The 21,340-nt window shown below is 69.5% G+C and carries 13 protein-coding genes and 1 pseudogene; 5 read left to right on the top strand and 9 right to left on the bottom strand.

The window, feature by feature from the left end; translation table 11 throughout:
- Positions 1-15: 15 nt before the first annotated feature.
- On the bottom strand, positions 16-927 hold the full coding sequence (locus tag SYV04_RS13785; protein WP_321546200.1) for a DUF3396 domain-containing protein: 912 nt from the start codon (positions 925-927) through the stop codon (positions 16-18).
- Positions 928-1,097: 170 nt separating this feature from the next.
- On the opposite strand from SYV04_RS13785, the gene SYV04_RS13780 reads away from it, so the two are divergent.
- Positions 1,098-1,247: a hypothetical protein gene (locus SYV04_RS13780; RefSeq protein WP_321546199.1), complete on the top strand. Its 150-nt coding sequence runs from the start codon at positions 1,098-1,100 to the stop codon at positions 1,245-1,247.
- Between the two features lie 515 nt (positions 1,248-1,762).
- Here SYV04_RS13780 and SYV04_RS13775 read toward each other — a convergent pair.
- The gene (locus SYV04_RS13775; RefSeq protein ID WP_321546198.1) at positions 1,763-2,572 is read right to left on the bottom strand and encodes a DUF4261 domain-containing protein; all 810 of its coding nucleotides are present in this window, start codon (positions 2,570-2,572) and stop codon (positions 1,763-1,765) included.
- A gap of 301 nt (positions 2,573-2,873) precedes the next feature.
- On the opposite strand from SYV04_RS13775, the gene ku reads away from it, so the two are divergent.
- The 3 genes from ku (at position 2,874) to SYV04_RS13760 (ending at position 7,482) form a co-directional block, all read left to right on the top strand.
- On the top strand, positions 2,874-3,782 hold the full coding sequence (gene ku / locus SYV04_RS13770; RefSeq protein WP_321546197.1) for a non-homologous end joining protein Ku: 909 nt from the start codon (positions 2,874-2,876) through the stop codon (positions 3,780-3,782).
- A gap of 110 nt (positions 3,783-3,892) precedes the next feature.
- Complete coding sequence (locus SYV04_RS13765; RefSeq protein ID WP_321546196.1) at positions 3,893-6,664, top strand: VWA domain-containing protein; 2,772 nt, start codon at positions 3,893-3,895, stop codon at positions 6,662-6,664.
- 41 nt (positions 6,665-6,705) lie between these two features.
- Entirely contained in the window at positions 6,706-7,482 is a 777-nt protein-coding gene (locus SYV04_RS13760) for a hypothetical protein (RefSeq protein ID WP_321546195.1), read from the top strand.
- A gap of 22 nt (positions 7,483-7,504) precedes the next feature.
- Here the strand turns inward: SYV04_RS13760 and SYV04_RS13755 are convergent, their stop codons facing one another.
- From SYV04_RS13755 to SYV04_RS13740, 5 genes and pseudogenes are all read right to left on the bottom strand, one after another.
- Positions 7,505-9,592, bottom strand: a complete 2,088-nt coding sequence (locus SYV04_RS13755; protein ID WP_321546194.1) for a sensor histidine kinase — start codon at positions 9,590-9,592, stop codon at positions 7,505-7,507.
- A gap of 161 nt (positions 9,593-9,753) precedes the next feature.
- Positions 9,754-10,713: a peptidoglycan-binding protein gene (locus SYV04_RS43735; protein ID WP_422723938.1), complete on the bottom strand. Its 960-nt coding sequence runs from the start codon at positions 10,711-10,713 to the stop codon at positions 9,754-9,756.
- A gap of 54 nt (positions 10,714-10,767) precedes the next feature.
- A pseudogene (locus SYV04_RS43730) lies at positions 10,768-11,163 on the bottom strand (C39 family peptidase); the annotation flags it as partial.
- 436 nt (positions 11,164-11,599) lie between these two features.
- A complete protein-coding gene (locus tag SYV04_RS13745) occupies positions 11,600-12,316 on the bottom strand; it encodes an expansin EXLX1 family cellulose-binding protein (protein ID WP_321546192.1) in 717 nt (238 codons plus the stop codon).
- A gap of 100 nt (positions 12,317-12,416) precedes the next feature.
- The gene (locus tag SYV04_RS13740; RefSeq protein ID WP_321546191.1) at positions 12,417-13,127 is read right to left on the bottom strand and encodes an expansin EXLX1 family cellulose-binding protein; all 711 of its coding nucleotides are present in this window, start codon (positions 13,125-13,127) and stop codon (positions 12,417-12,419) included.
- Positions 13,128-13,379: 252 nt separating this feature from the next.
- Between SYV04_RS13740 and SYV04_RS13735 the strand changes: the two genes are divergently transcribed.
- Positions 13,380-14,420: a hypothetical protein gene (locus SYV04_RS13735; protein WP_321546190.1), complete on the top strand. Its 1,041-nt coding sequence runs from the start codon at positions 13,380-13,382 to the stop codon at positions 14,418-14,420.
- 6 nt (positions 14,421-14,426) lie between these two features.
- Here the strand turns inward: SYV04_RS13735 and SYV04_RS13730 are convergent, their stop codons facing one another.
- Entirely contained in the window at positions 14,427-19,148 is a 4,722-nt protein-coding gene (locus SYV04_RS13730; RefSeq protein ID WP_321546189.1) for a translocation/assembly module TamB domain-containing protein, read from the bottom strand.
- Positions 19,145-21,226: a BamA/OMP85 family outer membrane protein gene (locus SYV04_RS13725; RefSeq protein WP_321546188.1), complete on the bottom strand. Its 2,082-nt coding sequence runs from the start codon at positions 21,224-21,226 to the stop codon at positions 19,145-19,147. Before SYV04_RS13725 ends, SYV04_RS13730 begins: the two co-directional genes overlap by 4 nt.
- Positions 21,227-21,340: the final 114 nt, after the last annotated feature.

Genomic DNA, 21,340 nt, shown 5'->3' with positions numbered 1-21,340 from the left:
TTTACAGCGCTTGGTTCAATCGAGGAACCGCCGCACCCAGCGGCGGGTTTCCTCCGGGGTGCAGGTGAGCAGACAACTTCGTGGCTCATCGAAGAGCCAGGGTTCCAGCACGCGCGCCAGTTCGCGGTAGGCGGGGAGGTTATCGCCAGATTCGAGATCCCCTGCCTCGGGCCACTTCCCCAGGGTGACGAGGGCCCTGTCACCTTCCAGATCCAGCACGGTGGTGTCCGGGGAATGCAGGCGGGAGCGGAGAGCGGCAGCGCCCCCTAACTCACCCAGGACGGGCTGTCCCAGGAACGTAAGCCAATGAGGTGCGCGGAGGCGGGTACCCAGCTTCCACGAGTAATGATGGACGTCATCCACATCAATCCCGGGGTACCGCAAGCAATACGGGGTGACCTCTTCATCGACGCCCAGCACGTCGAGTTCGCCGTTGAAGGACAGGCCGCCATAGCCCGAGCAGAAGGGAAGAGGCGCAGCCAACTCCAGCGCCAACTCACGGACACGGCCCGGGCCCTGGTCCTCCAGAAACTCAGTAGGCAGCCAGAAGCTCACCGCGCATGTGGCGTCCTGCGTGTCGAGGCGAGAGAAATCGTTCAGATCCTTGCCGTGATACTCGAAGCGATAGCGGCGTTCAGGAAGCGTGGAATCGTAAAGGAAGATGAGGGGGGAGCGGGCCTCTCGAACCTTGCGCCGAGTACGCTCCCATGCCGCAGCATCCAATTCCCAGTACTCACCCGCATCATCGGTGTACCAGCCGAGGGCTTCTGGTCCAATGGCACGCAGGTAGGTCTCCAAGGACTGAAGGACCGCAGGGGCAACTTTCATGTGCGCGCGGCGCATATAGAAGGTGAAGCTCAGCCCTTCGCGGGCCATCAGGTGGTCGAATTCTCCCTGGATGCGGATTCGTGGGTAGTACTTGCTCATCGTAGGGATCCTCGATGGGGAACGATTCGTCTGGGGGTTACTCCCAGGGCATCGCGATACAGGTCGCCCTGGCTGCGTGGATGATGGGGGTGCCCTTCCGGATACTTGCGCCAGGGGGGGGCCCCACCATTCAGACAAGGAAACTTGAAATCGTAAACAGCCTGGACCTGATGAGGCTGGCCCGCGTGGATGACGACGTCAGGCTCAAGAGTGCCTCGCAACTCGACGCCCTTGCCCTGCCGCAGCAGCGCTTCCACCTGCTCTCGGGGAAGGTGCTGCGCGCGACCTGTGGATGGGTCGATGCGATAGCGCGGCGATAGAGAGAACCCTCCAGGCTTCAGTTCCTGGAGCCGCCGCTCAGCACAGCGAAGCGCGAACTGATGCTGCTCGAGGCCCAACTGCATGGCACGGGTGAAGGGCTCCCCATTCCCATCGACTTGCAACACCTCGTTGCACTCCTCTCGGGTGGGGCCTCTATCCCCGAAGTGTTTGAGCATGACCGTGGAGCGAGCCTCGTCGGCACATTCGGACAGGGCCTTCCGGAGGCGTTCCCCGAGCGAGGCATCAAGGGCCACTTGGACGACCCGTATTGCTGCTGCGACCTCGACGGCTGCGCGCGGTGCCCCCGAAAGAGGAGGCCGAGGTGCGGGAACGACAGAGAGCTGCTCTCCAATCTGCGGCTTGCACAGCGCCGGATTCCGACCACAAGTGCTGGAGGCGGAATCAACGGCCTGCTCATAGGTGCGAGGTGGGCGGTGGCCAGCGGAGCCACAGGCAACCAGCAAGACACCGACGCTGAGTACGAGGAGAAGTCGTCCCATGGCGTGCGCTCCAGCTACCTCGGCTCCAGCACGAACAGCTCGCCCGAGGCATCGAGGAACGTCTCTTCCGAGCCCGGCTTGCGTATCCGCACCTGCCGCCCTTCCCACTCCGCCGTATGCCCGTCCATGAACCGGGCCCCCGTGGAGCGCAGGTATTCCAGCAGACCGGAGAACAGCTCGAACGCCTCGCGTGCCTCCTCATGGCTGCGCGCGTGCCACGCCAGATCCGGCAGTCCCATGCGCGAGGCGCCATAGGTCCGCATCCACACCCCGCCGACGCCTTCCACCTCCAGCTTCACGAAGCCCACGTAGAGCGCCGTCAGGGGCATCGTCCGCAGCAACTCGAGCACATCCTCCCCGGGCCCTGGCACCAGCGGCTGAGCAGGGAATGAGGTGTGCGCGCTCTCGTTCAGCACCACCAGCGCGCCCTCGGTCGCCAGCGCCACCGCCACCAACCCGAGCGCCACGTACTGCTCCAGCGGGTCCTTCTCCTCGCCCTTGTAGAAGAGCAGGGCATGGGATTGGTGCGCTCGGGCTTGTGCCTTCAGCGGCGCGCCGTAGTGCGCGGGCGCCACGCAGCTCTCGACGATGGCGGCCGGCATGGGCCGGTTGAAGACGACGCCCTGGACAGTGTGCCGGCTCCATCGCGCCGTGCTGACCTCGGCGTCCATCACCTCGCTGGCACGCGCCTCCAGCCTGAACTCGACCCCCGCCAGCGAAGGATGGAAGCCCACGAGCGCGCTCGTGAGCGTGTTGATGTTCAGCCGCACCTTGCCGGGAAACAGCAGCTGCAGGCTCAGGGGAGAGTCCCGCTCCTCCCCCAAGTCAGCTCCTGCCTTCCGCCTTCCGAAGAGACGCTCAAGGAGACCCATGGCCATACCCCAGGGGTTCTCCCTATCACACCTGATGGAGCAGAGAGGGCGGGCGGGGAAGCTTCAGCCCGCCGCTTGGCTCCGAGGGGAGTGTGATCCGCCGATCAGAGTCGTCTGCCTGCCGATCGGCGGGGCGCTGGCGAGGTTTGCCGCGGCGGCGGACCGGATCGAGCTTTCTGGCATCGGTCCAACGCATCCGGAGCCGATTTTTCGGCCTCCGGCGCGATTCTAGGTTCTCAAGAGGAGGTAGCCCATGGCCCGCCCCATGTGGAAGGGCTCGGTCAACTTTGGCCTGGTGAACGTTCCGGTGCGGATGTACCGCGCGGTCTCCGAGAGGGACGTGCGCTTCCATCTGCTCCACGCCAAGGACAAGTCGCGCGTCCGAGAGAAGCGCTTCTGCGAGGCGGAGGGCGTGGAGATCCCCTACGAGGAGATCATCAAGGGCTACGAGATCAGCAAGGGCACCTACGTGACCATCACGCCCGAGGAGATCAAGGCGCTGGCCCCCAAGGGCACCTACGCCATCGATGTCGAGGACTTCGTGCCCACCGACGACATCCACCCGCTCTACTTCAACGCGCACTACCACCTGGTGCCGGAGACGAACGCGGCGCGCGCGTACGCGCTGCTCAGCGAGGCGCTGGCCACCTCGGGCCGGGTAGGCGTGGGGCGCGTGGTGCTGCGCACCCGGCAGCACGCGTGCGCCGTGCGGCCCAACGACTCAGGGCTCCTGCTCTCCACCCTGCACAGCGTGGACGAGGTGATTCCCCTGGAGCAGATCGACGGGATGCCCTCCCACATGCCCCGGGTGAACGCGCGCGAGCTGGCCACGGCGGAGCAGCTGATCGACTCGCTCAGTGCCCCCTTCGATCCCGACAAGTACCGGGACGTCTACCGGGAGCAGCTCGAGGAGGTGCTGCGCCAGAAGGCCGGAGGCATGGAGATCCGTCCCTCGCCCACGGCCCCCCCGGAGTACAGCGCTCCCGAGAACCTGATGGATGCCCTGAAGCGGAGCCTCGCGGCCGCCAAGAAGGATCGGGACGAGGAGGCACCGAGCCGAGGGGGAGCCCACCGCACGGCCCACCGCGCCACGGGCTCTCGCCGGGTCCGCACGCCGGTGGCGGCCCGCACGGCCAAGCGCAAGACCCGGAAGAAGTCCTGAGCGCTGGCGGCTTCCTGCAGCCCCGGACGCGCCTCCGGGAGCCGTAGTAGAGTGGAGTCGAACGGGGAGGCCCTGGCCTGGAGCCTTCAGCCATCCTCCCCCTCGACTTCATGAGCTTCTCCCTACCGCAGGCGCTCGTACTGCTCATTCCCCTCGGGCTCTTCCTCTGGAAGCGCGGGGCGCGGCCCGGTCCGCCCATGCCCCTGCGGTGGGTGCTGCTCGTGCTCGCCGTGGGCGCACTCGCCGGGCCCGAACTGCTGCTGCGCCATGCCGGCAGTGACGTGGTGGTGGTGGTGGACCGCTCGCGCTCCATGCCCCTGGACGCGGACCGCGTGGCCCTGGAGCTGGTGAAGCTGCTCGAGGCGCAGCGGCGGCCCGGCGACCGGCTGGGCGTCATCTCCTTCGGGCGGGAGGCGCGGGTGGAGCAGCCGCTGAGCGCCGCCGGCACCTTCGGCGGCTTCTCACGGCCCGTGGACCCGGACGCCTCGGAGCTCTCCTCGGCGCTGGACGCGGCCGGCGCCCTCATTCCTCCGGAGCGCACCGGCCGGGTGCTCGTGGTGGCGGACGGACGCTCCACCGGCGCGGATGCCCGCGGCGCGGCGCGGCGGCTGGCGGCCCGAGGCATCGCCGTGGACTTCCGGCAGGTGGCCCGCGCGGAGGTGCCGCTGGACCTGGCCGTCGTCTCCCTGGACGTGCCCTCGGCGGTCGCGGCGCGCGAGCCCTTCCAGTTCTCCGCCGTGGTGGTGGCCTCGGGCGCCGTCGCCGGCACCGTGCGCCTGGAGCGCAATGGCCAGGTGCTGCTCAAGGGTCCCTTCGAGTTCCGCCCGGGCCCCAACGTGCTGCCCTTCCGCGACCTGGTGGAGAAAGAAGGCCTCGCCAGCTACCGACTCGTGGTGGAGGCGCCCGGCGATGGCGTGGTGGAGAACGACGAGGGCCACGCGGTGCTGCGCGTGGAGGGGCCACCTCGGGTGTTGCTCCTCACCCGCCAGCCGAGAGGCACGCTCGCTCAGTCGCTGGAGGCAGCAGGGCTGCGGCTGGAGGTGCGCGAGCCCTTCCCCGTCTCGCTCGACACGCTGGATGGCGTGGGCGCCGTGGTGCTGGAGAACGTGGATGCCAACGCCCTCGGTGAGCCCGGACTGAACGCGCTGGCCGCGTACGTGGAGCAGGCCGGCGGCGGGCTGGTGATGACGGGCGGCCAGGACAGCTTCGGCCAGGGAGGCTTCCGGCGCTCGGCGCTGGAGCCCGTGCTGCCCGTGTCGCTGGAGCTGCGCGAGGAGCAGCGCCGCACCGCGGTGGCCATCAGCGTGCTGATGGACTGCAGCTGCTCCATGGGCATGACCGTGCCCGACGGGCGCACGAAGATGGAGGTGGCCGCCGAGGGCGTGGTGGGCGCGCTCACGCTCCTCAATGACAGGGACGAGGCCGCCGTCCACATGGTGGACACCGAGACGCATGAAATCTTCCCCATGAGCGCGGTGAGCGACGGGCTCCCGCTGGACAAGGTGGCGCGAGGCTTCAGCGGCGGCGGCGGCATCTACGTGGGCGAGGCGCTGCGCACGGGCAAGAAGCAGATCCTCCAGAGCGACAAGGCCACGCGGCACGTGCTGCTCTTCTCGGACGCGGCGGACTCCGAGGAGCCGGACGACTACAAGGCGACCATCTCCGCGCTGCGCGGCGAGAACGTGACGGTGTCGGTCATCGGCCTTGGCACTCCGAAGGACGTGGACGCCAAGCTGCTGCAGGAGGTGGCCTCGCTGGGTGGAGGGCGCATCTACTTCGCGCAGGACGCGATGAGCCTGCCGCGCATCTTCAGCCAGGAGACCATCACGGTGGCGCGCGCGGCCTTCGTGGACGTGCCCACCTCGGTGGAGGCGGCGCCGGACCTGCCGCTGCTCGGCAAGCTGCCGACGCAGGGGCTGCCGCAGGTGGGCGGCTACAACCTCACGTACATCAAGCCGCGCTCGAGCGTGGCGCTGCGCACCCTGGACGAGAACAACGCGCCGCTGCTGGCGCTGTGGCCACGCGGAGCGGGGCGCTCGGTGGCCTTCATGGCGGAGGTGGATGGGAAGTTCTCCGGCGAGCTGCGCGACTGGAGCGGTCTGCGAGGGGCGCTGGAGAGCATGGTGCGCTGGTCGATGGGAGGCGGAGGCGAGAAGGGCGAGGCGGTGGCGCGAGCGGAGCGGCGGGGCAACCTGATGCGCGTGACGCTGGACCTGGCGCCCGGCGAGCCGATGCCCACGGCGCTGCCCACGCTGGTGGTGCTGCCCGGAGACGGCAGCTCCACGCCGGTAGAGGTACCCATGCGCTGGGAGGACGAGGACCGGCTCGCGGCCGAGTACACGCTTCCCGGGCGCGGCACCTGGCACCCGGTGGTGAAGCTGGGCACCCGGGCGCTGCGCGCGCCGCCGGTGGCGCTGCCCTACGCGCCCGAGTTCGAGCCGGGCAGTCCCAAGGAAGGGATGGAGCTGCTGCACGCGGTGGCCCAGGTGGGCGGCGGGGTGGAGCGGCTGTCCATGACGGGCCTGTTCGCGGAGGCCCCTGTGTCCGAGGGCCGCGTGGCGCTCGCGCCATGGCTGGTGGGCTTCGCGGTGCTGGTGCTGCTGGCGGAGGTGGTGGTGCGGCGCTTCTTCTCCCGGCCTCAGCTGCGCAAGCCCGCCGCGGCGAAGGCGGTTCGCCCGGCGGAGGTTCCTGCCCTGGCGGGAGTGGCGACCCAGGGCGTGGCGAGCGCTCCGGCCTCGCGCCAGGAAGCGCCTCGGCAGTCCTCAGTCGCGCAGTCCGAGCCGGAGGCAGGCGAGAAGCCCCCGTCGGAAAAGCCCTCGGGAGGGGTGGATTCGGCCCTGGAAGCCGCCCGCGCCCGCTCTCGTAAGCGCCTGGGACGCTGAGATGGAATAGGCTGGCCCCCTCTTCCGTCCAGAGGGACATCATGAACCGACTCCTTGGATTCGCTTCTCTGGGTGTAGCGGTGATGGCACTGGGAGTAGCCCTGACGAACTCCCGCGAGGTGGAGGCCCCCGCTCCCGTGGTCGAGGCGCCTCCCTCGGCTTCTCCGCAGCAACTGCAAGCCCTCGAACGGCGGCTGAAGTCCCTCGAGGACACGGCGGTCCACCTGTCCAGCCGGGTGATGGCGCTGGAGCGCAGGCCGATGGTTACCGATGGGGGCGCGGTGGTGGCCGCCATGCCCTCGGCGGAGCTGGCCCACGAGGTGGAGCAGCTCCGGACGGAGGTGCGAGGAATGATCGCTGGCGAGGCGCTCAACTCCCAAGGCGGTCGCGAGTACCTCAAGGAGATGGTGCGCTCGGTCCAGGACGAGATGCGGACCGCGCAGCGCGAGGAGCGGCAACAGCAGTGGGTCCAGGCGCAGGCTCAGGCGCTGACGAACCGCTCGGAGCGCCTGCGCCAATTCGTCTCCGAGGCGGGGCTGAACTACAACCAGGAGCAGGAGCTCATGCGCCGGATGCAAGGCGAGGACGCCCAGCGCCAGGCCCTGCTCCAGGAAGTGGAGGCCGGCAGCAAGTCACCGCAGGACGTCCGCCGCGCGCTGCGCACGCTGCGCTCCGAGACGGACAAGGAGATGCAGCAGATCCTCAGCGAGGAGCAGCGGGCGAAGTACCAGGAGCTGCGGCGCGAGGAGCGGGGGCAGGGTGGGCAGGGTGGGCGAGGTGGGGGAGACGGTCCCCGGGGCAATCGCGGCGGCGGGTGAGCCAGACGAGCCGGCGATGCCCTCAAGCCTGATGCGCGGGGCGCGGCTCCTCCTCCCTCCGAGCAGGGCGCGGTCCCAAGGGCAGCTCCAGGATGAAGGCCGCCCCCTCTCCCGGCTGGCTCTGCACGTGAATCTCCCCGCCGTGGGACTCGGCGATCTGCCGGGCGAGGAACAGGCCCAGGCCCAGCCCGCCATACTCGCGTGAGGACACGGCGCGCTCGAAGCGCTCGAAGATGCGCTCCAGCGCCTCGGGGGCGATGCCGATGCCGTGGTCCTGCACGGTGATCCTCACCCAATCCTCTCCGTGGGTGAGCTGGACATCGATGGGGTGCCCGGCGCCGAACTTGAGCGCGTTGGCCAGCAGGTTGGTGAGCGCCTGCTCGATGCGTCCTCGGTCCCACCACGCGGTAAGCCCCGTCTCGGCCTCCACCCGCAGCGAGCTGCCGCGCCGTGCGGCCTCCTCATGGAAGGACTCCACCACCAGCTCCACCAGCTCCGACACGTCCACCGGCTCGCGGTGCAGCTCCCAGCGGCCCGTGGTGATGCGCCCCACGTCCAGCAGGCGCTCGATGAGCTGACTCATCCGCGCGAGCTGCTGGGAGGTCGTCCGCACCTTCTCCTTCGCCACCTCGGAGGCCCGCTCTCGCTGGAGCAGCGTCTCCAAGCTCCGCATGCGCAGCGTGAGCGCGGTCAGCGGCGTGCGCAGCTCGTGCGCGGCGACGGCGATGAACTCGTTGCGCGCCTCGACGGCTTGCTGGACCTCCGTGAAGAGGCGCGCGTTCTCCAGGGCCATGGTGCATCGGTGGGCCAGGTCCTCGACCAGCGAGACCTCATCGGTGCCCGGCCCCCAGACCCGCTCATCGTTCATGAGCACGAGCGCACCTTGCACGGCGCCTTGGAGCCGGAGCGGGGCCAGCACGACCGTTCCCTCCGGGGTACACCAGCGCAGCGAGCGGGAAGGCAGCGGCGGCAGGCGCCCTCGCAGGCGGGCCTCGCGCTCGGGTGTCCACCCTGCCTGTGCCACCCGCTCCAGCAGCCCGTTCTGCGCGACCAGCCACAGCGCGCAGCCATGGAATGCCCTGGGGACGAGGAGGCGCGCCACGCGTGGAAACGTCACCCGGATGTCCAGGGAGGCCGCGAGCACCGTGCCGGCTTCCGCCAGCAGGTGTTGAAGGGACTCCGAGCGCTTGCGCTCGCAGGACACCGCCGCCAGGGTGAGCGCGGAGAGGCTGAGGATCGCCAGGAAGAGCTGCACGGTGAGGACCTGCTCATAGGGCGCGACAGCCAGGGCTCCGAAAGGACCCTTCCCAGCGCGGGTGTGCCAGATCGCGACCGTTGCCAGCATCGCCGAGGTGCTCGCCGCCCCCAGCGGGCCCAGCCGAAGCGCCGCCCAGAGGATGAAAGGGAAGCTGGCATAGGGCAGGGAGGCGCGCAGTCCCTGGGGCTCGTGACAGTCAAAGAGGAACGTGGTGACGAGCGCCGTCAGCACCAGGAGCGCGCCCAGCTCCAGCAGGTTGTGCGCCCGCTTCGGGCGCAACAGCCCCGGACTCCACGTCAGCAGGAGGGGCGCGACCAGCACCGTCCCCAGCGCGTCGCTCAGCCACCAGCTCACCCATTCGGTGGCGGACAGGGCCGGCGCGCCAGACCACAGCATTCCCGTGAGGGTGCCCAGGGTGGCGCTCGGCAGCGGGCTGATCAGGCCCCCGAAGAGGATCAACCCGGCGATCTCCCAGCGGCGGGTGAGCTGGATGGAGGTGCCCACGAAGCGCCGCATCAGCCAGGCGCCCAGCAGGGTGCGCAGGCAGTTGCCCACCCCCCAGCAGGCCGCCACCCAGAGCGGGACCCCGAGGCCATGCACGAGCGCCGAGCTGAACTCGGCCAGGAAGACGGCGAGGAGCAGGGCGGGCCAGCTCCGCGTGGGGGAGCGCAGGAGGAAGGCCAGCGAGAGCCCGCCCGGAAGCCACAGCACGGAGCCCGAGTGCGGCGAGAAGGAGAATTGCCCCGCCAGCCGCCCCAGCGCGAAGAACGCCATCCCCAGCACGAGCGCGCGAAGCCACGTGGTGTGCCACAGCGTGGCCATGCCGCCACTGGCTGTTACGGACTGATCCATCCTTCCCCCAGCGGGAAGGCTATGTCCTGCCCGGGAATACCGCCGGGCCCTCAGACTCCCGGGAGGGACAGGGGCCTGCCCGCCTGCTCGCCAAGAGCCCGCAACGACGACGGGGCCTGGAGTGCTCCCCAGGCCCCGTGCGTGATGGCCGACGGTGTGGATCAGGTCAGCACGTTCAGCGCGCGGCTGTAGTACGCCTGCCGGCTGGCCAGGCCGTTGTAGCCGCCGTTGATGCGGCGCGTGACTTCGCGGAAGTTGCCCGCGTCCGCGTAGCTGTTGAGGTTGCGGCTGTTCCAGAACCACGCCGCCGTGCGGAAGCCCACGTCCACGTCCGCGGCGCGCTTGGGGTTGCCCTCCAGGTCGATGCCCAGCGCGCGGCCCGCGGCCCGGTAGTTGGAGCGGCCGGTCAGCTGGATGGGCCCGCGGCCCTTGTAGCGCACGCCGTCACCCGGGTGGATGTTGCCCAGGTCCCGACGGCCCTCGTAGGCGCGGCCCGAGGCCAGCTCCTCGAAGTAGCGGAACTCGCCGCTCTCGTGCGCCAGCTGCGCGATGAAGGCCGCCTGGCGCTTGGGCGTGTTGATCTTCGCCTCCGCCATCGCCTTGTTCAGGTGCGGCAGCGTCTGCCGAGCCCGAGCGTCCGACAGGTGCGGCATGATCGACTTGAGCTGGCTCAGCGTCACCCCGCCCTTGGTCGAGCCCGGCGTCGTCGGGTTCGTCGGCGCCGTGGGAGCGGTGCCGCCCACCTTGGCGCCCATCTTCTTCATCGCCGCGCGCGTCAGCGGACCGTAGTAGCCCGTGGACGGCACGCCGTGCTTCTTCTGGAACTCCTTGAGCGCGTCCTCCGTGCGCGGGCCGAACACGCCCGGCCCGGTGCGCATCTCCGCCGCCGTCATGTGGCCCAGCTTCACCAGCGCGCTCTGAAGCTGCTTCACCGCCGCGCCCGACTTGCCGCGCTCCAGGTCCCCCGCGGGCAGCGTCATGCCCTTGAGCGAGGTGGCCGGCTTCGGCGCGGGCTTGCTCGGCGTGGCGGGCTTGCTCGGCGCCGCGCCGCCCGTGCCCGGCTTGGCCCGGCCGCCCGAGAACGTCACCAGCTCGCCCGTGGTGTTGTACTTGCCGCCCAGCAGCTGGCTGCCCTGCTGACGCAGGGTGATCTGCTTCCCGGTGGCCGGATCATTGGCGTAGTAGACGTTCTTGCCGCCCTCGCGGCCGCGGCCGGTCAGGGTGATCCAGTGGTCGGTGCCGTTGGCGCCGCCGTTGCTGCCGGGCTTGTGGTTCACGCCGATGACCACCGGGCGGCCCACATCCAGCTGCTTGTTGATGGTGTTGAAGTTCCAGGCCGCCTTGGTGGCGCCCATGCCCGCCATCTGCGCGGCCTTGCCCCAGATGAGCGCGTTGCCCGAGTAGCCCCGGTTCTTGTCCAGGAACGCGTCCAGCTCGCCGGGGTTGATCACCTTGCCGGAGATCTTGCTGATGGCCATGGCAGTGGCCGTCATCGCGCAGCCGGCCGCGGCCAGGCTCGAGCTGGTGCCCAGGCGCCGGCCGCCCCACTGCGAGTCGCCCTGGCGGTACATGGGCGTGCCGTCGCGCGAGGTGCTGAAGCGCCGGCCGTCGTCATCCTTCACCGAGCTCACGGCGCGGTTCGCCGTGCCGCTGGCCGCCGTGCTCGGCTTGGCGGCCGGCTTGGTGGCCGGCTTCGCCGTCGGACGCTCGAAGCCGTCCGAGGCGTTCGCCTTGGCGGGGACGATCAGCTTCTGCCCGGCGAGGATGTGGTTGGGGTTGCTGAGGTTGTTGGCCTTGGCGAGCTTGGCCGACGTGGTCTTGTAGCGCTCAGCGATCTCGCTGAGGGTATCTCCGCGACGAACCTGGTAGGTCTTGTCGCCGGGGCGGACAGTGGTGGTGGACACGGGATTTCTCTCCGGTTGAGAGTGACGTGCCCCTTTTCTCGGCCGATTCGAGAATCAAGTTGCGCCGCCCCAGCAACATTTCGATCAAAAAGATCGGGAGATTTCAGTCTACCTTGAATTGTGCAGCACCGTCGACCACCAGGCCCCCAGCGATGGAGGGCAGGGTGTCCTCGAGCAGCTGGCCGTCATTGGCGGTGATCCGCACCTTCACCGGCCCGGCGCCCATGCCCGAGGTCTCGACGAAGTAGTTGTAGGACTCGCGTTTGACTTCGACCCACGCGCCGTCCTTCTGCCACTCGAACTTCGAGATGGGCAGCCGGTGGTTGCGTACTTGGACGGCGGTCCAGTACGGGCCGCTCTCCTCCTTGAAGCGGTAGCGCACCGGGCCCTCCACCCCGCAGGTGACGTAGCGCCAGCGCATCGTCGTCTGGAGGCTCTCCGGCGGGGCGATGGCTCCGAGGGCCTGCGAGCTCAGGGCCAGCTGGTTCTCGGTGCAGCTCGGGCACACGTCGATGACGCGCACGACCACCGATTCTCCTTGAGGGCCCTCCACCTCCGCGCACGCTCCGCACTGCGCGGCCTGGTTGTACGTGTTGGTGTTGAGCGCCGCGACGATCAGGCTGTTGGGGGTCGGCTCGAAGTTGCAGTTACCCGTACCGTCCGTGGAGAAGAGGATCGCCACGCCGTCCTGCATCTCCGTGATGGGTTCGACGGGCTGGCCTGTTGTGGGATCCACCGGGCGCGAATCCGAGCAGGCGGTCAGTCCCAACAGGCCGACCGACAGGAGTACGTGGAAGGAGGGAACGTTCTCGGCGCGCATGGAGTGGCTCCTGCTGAGGGGGTGTGTCTGATCATAGCGGTTCCTCCCCATGCGCGAGGGCGAGGCCCCCCGCGCATTTGTTCGCCAGGGAAAGGGCTCTCTAGCGCGGCGAGAACTGTGCAGTGCCCTCGAATGTTTTCTCGGCCTCGATGCGGGGAAGGGTGTCCTCGAGCGTCTGCCCCTCGGTGGAGGTGATGCGCACCTTCACCGGTCCGGTGCCCATGCCCGAGGCCTCGGTGAAGTAGTTCGAGTCCGGGTCGCGTCGCACGTCCACCCAGTTGCCGTCCTTCTGCCACTCGAACTTCGCCACGGGCAGCCGGTGGTTGCGCACCTGGATGGACGTCCACCACTGCGAGCTGCCCTCCTTGATGCGGTAGCGCACCGGGCCCTCCACGGGGCAGGTGACCAGGCGCCAGGTGGTGGTCACCCGGCCCGCCACCAGCGGGGAGATCTTCTCGAAGGCCTGCCGGCTCAGGTCCAGGTGGCCCGCGTTGCACTCGGGGCAGCTGTCGACGATGCGCACCACCACCGTGCCCTGGGGACCCTTCACCTCCGCGCACGCGCCGCACACCGCGGTGCCCGCGAACTGCGGCGCATTCATCGCCGCCACGTTCATGTCATTGGGGCTCTTGTCGAAGCCACAGTGCCCCGCGCCCGTCGCGTCGTAATAGGTGGCGATGCCTGACTGGAACTCACCCAGGGAGCGGATCTCCTCGGCCGCCTCCTCCGAGGAGGGCGAGGAGGAACAGGCCGCCAGGCCCAGCAGACAGGCCGCGGTGAGGGGGCGGAAGAAGAGGGGGGCAGTTCGCATGTGAGGGCTCCTTCACCAGCCATGCTCGCGCTGGGGGACCGAATCGTACCGAGGGCCGAGGCCTCCACAGGAGTCTTCGCGCCAAGGCTGCTTGCTGTCGTGCCGGCCGGGTCCGCTCGCGCCGCAATGCTCCGCTCGCGCCGCACTTCACTGTTGAGAAAACAATCCACTGAATCTGGACAAATAAGGATTTCTTGGAAAACGAGGATGAAGCCCGGTAAGACGCGCGCCCCCCCTCGCCGAGAGGTCTCAATGAAGACGCGCGTTGGTTTGCTGCTGTTGCCCGCCCTGCTGGCCGTGGCCTGCGGTCCCACCGAGAACGAGCCCGTGGTGGACGAACTCACGGGCGAACTGCTCATGGAGGCCACGACCAAGTACGACATGCACCGGCTGCTCGAGGACGCGGACATCCGGGGCGGTCAGTGGATCACCACCACCCAGGTGCAGCAGTTCCTTCAGCAGAAGGGCAGCTATCTGGCGGGCTATACCGACCCGGCGTGGAACAAGAAGGCCTCGGCGCTCATCGTCGAGCGCTCCAAGGCGTACGGCATCAGCCCGCTCTACATGCTGGCGCGCATCCAGACGGAGTCGAGCCTCATCACCAGCGGCACCTCCAACAACCTGGCCAAGGCGACGGGCTGTGGCTGCCCCGACACCTCCGGCTGTGACGTGAGCTACGCGGGTTTCGGCAACCAGATCGAGTGCTCGGCCAAGAAGATCAAAGGCTACTTCACGGACCTGGACGCGGGCCGCACCACCGTGTCCGGCTGGAAGGTGGGGCTGAGCAAGCAGACGTCGGATCCGTGCACGGTGAAGCCGGTGAACAAGGCCACCGCCGCGCTCTACACGTACACCCCGTGGGTCGGCGCTTACGCCATCCAGTGCGGCAAGACGACGGTGGGCGGCTCGTCGCTGGTGGCCTCGGTGTTCAACCGCTTCAAGACCGAGTACGCGTGGGGCACCGGCACGGCCACCTGCTACACGGGCACGGTGGACGCGGACGTCGCCGAGTACACCTGCGTGCAGAGCTCTTCGGATGCGCTGTGGCGCCAGTGCCTGGCGGGCGTCTTCACCGACGGCTCCACCACCAAGCCGACCAACTGCACCGCCTCGTACCCGTACTGCCCCTCGGCCACGCTGGGCCGCTCGGTGGCCACGCGCACCTGCGTGCAGTCCAGCGGTGATGGGCTCTGGCACCAGTGCGGCGCCGAGGGCCTGTGGCAGTCGGCCCCCAACGCGGGCTCCACGGGCAGCGGCCCGGTGGGCGCCTGCTATCAGATCTACGCGCTGTGAGCCGGCTCAGTACTCCTTGCTCCAGATGAGGTCCAGGCCTCCGGAGCGCGCGTCTCCGTAGTTGGCCTCCAAGCTCCACTGCGGGCTGAACTGGTATTCGAAGCGGACCGCGTTGGCGTTCTCGCGGTCCTGGGCGGTGACGCCCACCCGGCCGGTGTAACCCACGTAGATTTTGTCCGTGAGGTACGTGCCGACCTCGAGCTTCGTGCCGGCCAGCCCGCCCTCTCCCGCCTCGATGGAGAACACGTCCAGGGGCAGCTCGGCGGCGATGGCCTTCTTGGCCTGCGAGGCCACCAGCGAGCCCACCACCGAGGCCGCCTGCGCGCCCGCCGTCATGGAGGCGCCCGAGTTGCGCTCCAGTGTGCTGCGCCCCGTGGCCAGCAGCGTGTAGATCTCCGTCTCCGACATGGGCGGCTCGCTCGTGGGCTCGATGGTGAAGTCCTTGCCCTGGCCGCGGATGTGGACGAACACCGTGACGTTCTCACGCTCGTTCTGGTGCTCGGCGGTGATGTTCAGGTAGGGCGCCAGCGGCGGCCCCGTGAACGTCACCTTGCTGTCCTTCTGCACGTCGAAGCGCCGGCCCAGCGCCGACACCCGGCCGCGCTGGACGATGACCTCGCCCGACAGGAAGGGCTCGTCGGTGTAGGAGACCTCGAAGCCCGGCGACAGGCCCAGCTCGATGTTCACGTCCGAGCCCTTGACCCAGATGTTGCGCGGGGCGTTCACCAGCAGCCGGTACGTGCGCAGCACCTCCTCCTCTTCCTCCTCCGTGTCGACCGCGTCCTCGACCGGGGCCGTGGCGCCGGCGCCTCCCGTTCCCGTGCCGCCCTTCGTCGGGTCCGTGGTGGGGAGCTGCGCCGAGGCGTCTCCCGCGGGAGAGTCCTTGCCGCCGGTGCCCAGGGCCGGAGCGTTCTTGGCGGGCTCGGCCTTCTTGCGGCGGCGCTTCTCCACGGGCACGCCGTTGCGCACCAGGACGATGTCGCCGGGCCGCTGCAGCGGCTGCAGGTCCTTGCGCGCCACCTCGGGCAGCGTGATGTGGGCCTCGGGGATGTTGAGGTTGCGGATGTTCACCAGCTCGTTGGACAGGGTGCCTTCCATCGTCGCGTTCAGCGAGGTGATGGCGACGAGCTGATCCTCCGAGATGATGGGGAAGTCCTTGAGCTGGGCATCGCCGGTGAGCTCATAGGCGCGGCCGCCCGACAGCTTCGCATCGGCCTTCATGCGCACCTCACCGGAGCCGGCGCGCGCGAACAGCTCCTGGAGCTGGATGCGCTCCTGGGTCACCGCGAGGTTGACGCGGATGTCCCGGTACTCGCCGAAGCCCATCAGCCCGATCAGGCCGTTGTTCCAGTTCACCTTGCCCTGCAGGGTGGGCGCGCCCACGGAGCCCGCCACGTGCGCGTCCGCCTCGAGCACGCCGCCCAGGCTGCGCACCATCTCGTGCGCCCCGGACAGGAAGCCCATGTCGAACTGCCGGGCCACCAGCGTCACGTCCAGCGGCACCCGGTTCACCTCCAGCCCTTGCTGCACGGCGGGCAGGGACAAGTCCAACGGGATGCCGGCCTTCAAGAGCAGGGTGCCTCCGGCGGGCGCGGTGACGAGCGCGTCCAACTGGGAGCGCGCGTCCGAGTAGCCGTAGTGGATGCGCGCCTGGCCGAGCGCGAGCGTCCCCACGCCGAGCTTCTGCAGGCCGGCGGTGAGGTCCACCTGCGGCGCGGCGGGTGTGCCGCGCGCGGTGAACTCCAGGGAGATGACGCCCTGCAGGCCGCGCTCGCGCAGCGCGGGATCCGCGGTGGCCAGGCCGGGCAGCTCGATGAGCGGTGTGGGGTGGAGGCGGCCCTTCAAATCGAAGGGCACCCAGCCGATGACGTCCGGATCCTGAAGGGCGCCCAGGGGCGCGCCGAGGGTGGCGCTCAGCTCCGCCAGCGGCGTGGTGCCCTCGCCCTTGCGCTGGAGCACCGACAGGGCCATGCGGATGTCCGCGGCCCCAGCCGTCACGGTGAGGGTGCCATCCTGGGGCGGCAGCCCGTTGACGGTGGCCCCTTTGGCCAGCACCTCCAGCTTGCCTTGGGGGACGAGCGCAGTGCCGGCCATATCCACCGCCAGCGACACGGTGCCACCGGGCTTCTGGACGCCGCCCATGCCCGCGAGCAGGGTCAGGGGCAGCTCGTTCGCGCGCGCCTCCAGTTGTACCCGCGCGCGCATCACCTCGTCGGCGGTGGGAGGCTTCTCCAGGAGCTGGCCCATGGTGAAGGGCGTCTGCAAGGCCACGTACGTCTGGGGGCCGAGCCCCTGCACCTCCAGGCGCGCGTCCAGCGTGCCGTCCGTCTCGTCGGAGGCAGCGTTCAGCTTGAAGGCGAGCGGGGGCAGCGTCACCCCGGAGGCCTTGTCGTCGTAGTGCAGCCCCTCGCCGCTCAGCGTGAAGCTCAGCTTCGGCTCGCGCGCGGGGCCGGTCACCACCAGCGTGCCGGTGAGCTCGCCGGTGACGGGCTCGGGGCGGTTCAGCAGCTTGCGCACCTCCTCGATGTTGAGGCGGGCCAGGTTTACCTTGAGGTTCAGCTCGTCGCGGCGGCGGCGCAGCACGCCCTGCACCGGCACGTCGAAGTCCGCGGTGACGCGCGCGGCGGGCACCTCCGCCGAGAGCGTGCCAGTGGCGCGGTCCTTCACGTAGGTGCCCTTGAGGCTCACGTCGATGTCCGAGTACTCCTGGAAGCGGCCATCCACGAGGGTGACGGAGAGCTCGGCGTCCGGACGCGGCAGGCGCCCACGCGCGCTCACCCGGGCCGAGAGCACGCCGCCCAGCTTGAGCGTCTCGGGCACGACGGACTTGGGCAGCCGCGTGAGATCCAGCGCCCCCACGTCCACGAGCCCGTCCACGCGCTCGCCCTCCATGTCCAGCGTGACGGCCAGGCTCTGCGCGTCGGAGGCGAGCCGCAGGGCGGGCTTCACCTGAATGTGCCCACCGCCAAAGCCCACGTGGGTGGGGCCCTGGAGTGTCCAGGTGGCCTCCGGGTAGGCCAGCGTCAGCGCCTTCAGCGCGAGGCCTTGCTGGTCTTCGTCCACGGTGCCAGCCACATCGAGGCTCAGCGGGATGTCGCCCGCCGTGCGCACGATGGCCTGCAACGCCCGCTCCTTGGTGGCGATGACGGCCGAGACGTTCTGCAGGGTACGCCCACCGGTGCGCAGCTCGCCCACCACCAGCGAGGCATCCACCGTGAGCGGTCGGGTGACGTCCGGCAGCGCGGCCTTCAGGTTGAGGTTCTGGATCTGCGTGTCCGCGTAGCCCAGCGAGGCGAAGGTGCCCGACAGCTCCACGCCCGGGGCGCGCAGCGGCCCCTCGACCTGGAAGTCCAGCGCTCCGGCGCCCGTCATCGGCAGCGCCGGGCCCGGGCCCAGCTTGCCCACCGTCTGCGCCAGCACGGCCAGGTTGGAGGCGCTCAGGCTGCCCTTCACCTGAATCTTATCGACGGAGCCCTGGCCGCTCGCGTCCAGCGAGGCGCCCGGCACCAGCACCCGCAGGCGGGAGAGCAGGTAGTTGCCGTCCTTGGCGCTGGCGCGCAGCTCCACCGGTCCCAGGGGCTGTTGCTTGAACTTGGACGGGGAGATGTTGAGCTCCACGTCGCCATCGAGCGTCTCCAGGCTGGTGCCGCCGCCGCGCGCGGTGAGGCTGGCGACGATGGAGGTGGTCGGCCCGTTCTCCACCAGCTCCGCCAGGTCGATGTCGCGCGCCTGCAGGGTGAGGCCATCGCTGCGCAGCGTGGCGATGTTGAAGGAGCCGTCGAGGTCCAACGTGGCCTTGCCGGCCCGCGCGTCCAGGCTGGCGCGGGCCACGTCGCCCTGCTTCTGGGCGTTGCCCTCCAGGGAGACGGGTACCAGCAGCGGGTAGCTCGGCAAGAAGGCACGCGCCGTGTCCGGCGCGAGGGACAGACGCTTGAGCTCCATCCACGCCTCATTCATTCCGCGCATGCCGCCGCGGACCGCCACCTCGAGCCCGGCCACGGTGAGGTTCACGTCCGAGGAGAGGTTCTCCTCCTCGCCCTGGCCTTGCAGGGACACCTTCACGGGGCCGGTGACGGGGCGCGACAGGCCGCCGGTGGCCTCCAGCCGCGCGTTGAAGGAGCGCTTCGCCGCCCCATAGCTGGCCGAGCCGTTGGCGTCGAGGTCCTCCAGCCGCACCTGGCGGGTGCCCTCCGGGGCGTCCGCCTCGAAGTCGACGTAGCCATCCTCCAGGCGGAAGTCCCTCAGGGTGAGGCGCAGCGAGCCCCGGCCCTGGTCCGGCTCCTCGGGCTTGGGCGTGCGAGGCTCTATCGCTCGGGACAGGTTGAGGCCGCGCTCATCCTGCACGAGGTAGAGGCGCGGGCGCTCGATGCGGGCGGACGTCAGCTCCACGTGCTGGAGCGCCAGGGGCGCCAGCAACAGGCGGGCGTCCACCAGGGCCACCTCCGCCACCAGCTCGCCCTCGGGCGTGTAGAGCTTCAAGTCCCTTACGGTGAGCCCCGAGAGGCTCAGGTCCAACGAGCCCACCTCCAGCTTGCCGGAGATCTGCTCGTTGGCGATGGGCACCACCTTGTCGCGCAGCCAGAGCTCGCCCGAGGGAGTCGTCAGGAAGAAGAGCGCCCCGCCCACCAGCAGCACCACCAGTGCCACCAGGCCGAGCACGCCCCAGACGATGCGCCGCACCCAACGTCTCCAGGGCGCGTGGCTCTTCTTGGGGGTGGCTTCCGTCAAAACGCTTCTCCAATCGACAGTTGGAAGGTGCAGAGCCCTTCAGGGGCCCCGGCATAGGTCGTCTTCTTGCCCCCCAGGCCGAAACAGCTCCCGGAGGAAGGATAGGTGTATCCGGGGCTGTCCACGAACAAGGGGGGGCCGATGTTCAACCGTCGGGCGATGTCCACTCGCAGGGGGCCCACCACGGTCAGGTAGCGCAAGCCCAGCCCCACCGCGTGGTAGAGCTCGTTGCGTGCCGCGAAGCCGGGCTTCAGTGACTCCTGGCCCACGTACCCGGTGTCCCAGAAGCTGGCGACCACCAGACTCTCGGTCAGCCGGTAGCGCACCTCCAGTGAAGTCTCCACGAGGCTGTTGCCGCCCACCGGCACGGTGCCGGCGGTGGGGTCCGATGGATCCACGGCCACCTGCGGCGACAGGCGCCGGCTGTTGAAGCCGCGCATGGAGTTGCCGCCGCCGGAGAAGAAGCGGGTGACGATGGAGCTCGTCGCCTCCTCCTCGCCCCGGGAGAACGGGATCAGGGTCCCCAGGCGCACCTTGCCCGCCAGCGTCAGCCGCTGCGCGAGCCCGAAGGAGTGGTAGTAGCGCAGGTCCGGCAGCACGCGCACGTAGTTGAAGTCGCCAAACAGCGGCCCGCCACCGCCCTGCAGCGAGAGCGAGGCGTAGTAGCCGTTGCGAGGCTCGCTGCTGTCATCCCGCCGGTCCCACGCCACCGTGGTCTCCAGGTAGCTCAGCGCGATGGTGCAGTCGTCCAGGTCTCGCTCGCGGCAGCCGAGGGTAATCGGAGGGATGATCGCATCCGTGCCGACCTTGCCCGACAGGAAGTAGACCTCCAGGTTGTAGGAGGGGAAGACGGACAGGTCCGGGTGCGGCTGCCAGATGAGGCCGGTGCGCGTCCGCCCGCCGACGAAGGAGTAGGCCTGCTCCAGGCCCTTCTCGCCGGACACCGAGGCCTGCAGGCGCACGTCCCGGAAGAGGAAGCGCGGCTGCTCGAACTCGGTGGTGGCGTCGAAGACCACGCCGCTCTTGGCGTTCTCGTCCCCGGAGACGGTCGAATAGATGGAGGGCAGGAAGGCGTAGCCAACGCGCCCGCGCACCGTGAGCCGCCGCAGCCCGCCGAAGATGTTGCGGTTGGTCCACTCCGCCAGCACGCGGCCTTCCTGGCGGGTGATGTCCACGCCGAAGCCGCCGCCCAGTCGGACCGAGCGCAGCGGCGCCTCGCGCACGTCCACCACCACCGGCACCGTGACGGCCTCCGGGTCGGGCGCGCCGCGGTTGACCTTCACCGCGCCGAACACGCCCATGCCGAACACGCGCGCCTGGGCCTCGGCCAGCGCCGACTCGCTGAACCAGTCGCCCTTGCGCACCGCGCCCTGGGCCTGCTCGATGATGCGCCGGGGCGCCACCTTCGGGTCGGGGTCGGTGGCGACGAAGACGTTGCCGAACTTGTAGCGCGGGCCCGGCTTGACTTGCAGGTCCACCGTGGCGGTGTGGGTACCCACGTCCACCTGGACCTCGCCACCCACCTCGGCCTCCGCGTAGCCCAGCTCGCGCAGCCGCCCCTGGATGAGCTCCTTGACGCCCACCCAGTCCTCCTCGCGGAAGACGGCCTTCTCCTTGAGCGGCAGGTCCGCCTGCGCGCGCCGCTGGTGGTCCTGTGGCAGCGCCTCCATGCCGGACACCTTGACGGCCCCGATGGTCGTGGGCGCGCCCTCGGTCACCGTGGCCTCCAGCGCCACCTGGTCCTTGCCCGAGGGCTTCACCTCATTCGAGACGACCTGGGCCTGGTAGTAGCCCTGCGACTGGTAGTAGCGCTCGATGCGCCGCAGGTCCGCCTGCCACGCGTTGGGGTCGTAATAGGAGGGCCCGTTGTCGAAGGGCCAGAGCGGCTCCCACCAGGGCGTCTCGGTGGTGAGGATCTTCGCCTTGATGTCCCCGTCGTCGACCTTGTCGGTGCCTTTTATCGATAGGTCATCGACCTCTTGCGCATCGGGTCGGGGCTTGGCGGTGGCGCAGGCGCAGGCCAGGGCCAGCAGGAACAGGGGGGGCAGGAGCCGGTGTCGGAAGAGAGCCACGTCCACGGGACGTGTTCATATCCATTCGCCCGTCGGTTGACCCGTTTCCGACGCGCAAGCCGCGTGCCGCTGTCGCGTTTTCAGCCCTAGAGGGGCGGAAGGGCGGATCCCGGACACTCC

Origin of the sequence: Hyalangium ruber (genome assembly GCF_034259325.1) — a bacterium.
Lineage (GTDB): Bacteria > Myxococcota > Myxococcia > Myxococcales > Myxococcaceae > Hyalangium_A > Hyalangium_A rubrum.
The sequence above is the reverse complement of the archived record's forward strand: the minus strand, read 5'-3'. Positions and strand labels throughout refer to the sequence as shown.

Coding starts and splice junctions, on each gene's coding strand:
- SYV04_RS13785 (WP_321546200.1), bottom strand. CDS start 927: ATGAGCAAGTACTACCCACGAATCCGCATCCAGGGAGAATTCGACCAC.
- SYV04_RS13780 (WP_321546199.1), top strand. CDS start 1,098: ATGAGGCTGGCCCGCGTGGATGACGACGTCAGGCTCAAGAGTGCCTCG.
- ku (WP_321546197.1), top strand. CDS start 2,874: ATGGCCCGCCCCATGTGGAAGGGCTCGGTCAACTTTGGCCTGGTGAAC.
- SYV04_RS13765 (WP_321546196.1), top strand. CDS start 3,893: ATGAGCTTCTCCCTACCGCAGGCGCTCGTACTGCTCATTCCCCTCGGG.
- SYV04_RS13760 (WP_321546195.1), top strand. CDS start 6,706: ATGAACCGACTCCTTGGATTCGCTTCTCTGGGTGTAGCGGTGATGGCA.
- SYV04_RS13755 (WP_321546194.1), bottom strand. CDS start 9,592: ATGGATCAGTCCGTAACAGCCAGTGGCGGCATGGCCACGCTGTGGCAC.
- SYV04_RS13745 (WP_321546192.1), bottom strand. CDS start 12,316: ATGCGCGCCGAGAACGTTCCCTCCTTCCACGTACTCCTGTCGGTCGGC.
- SYV04_RS13740 (WP_321546191.1), bottom strand. CDS start 13,127: ATGCGAACTGCCCCCCTCTTCTTCCGCCCCCTCACCGCGGCCTGTCTG.
- SYV04_RS13735 (WP_321546190.1), top strand. CDS start 13,380: ATGAAGACGCGCGTTGGTTTGCTGCTGTTGCCCGCCCTGCTGGCCGTG.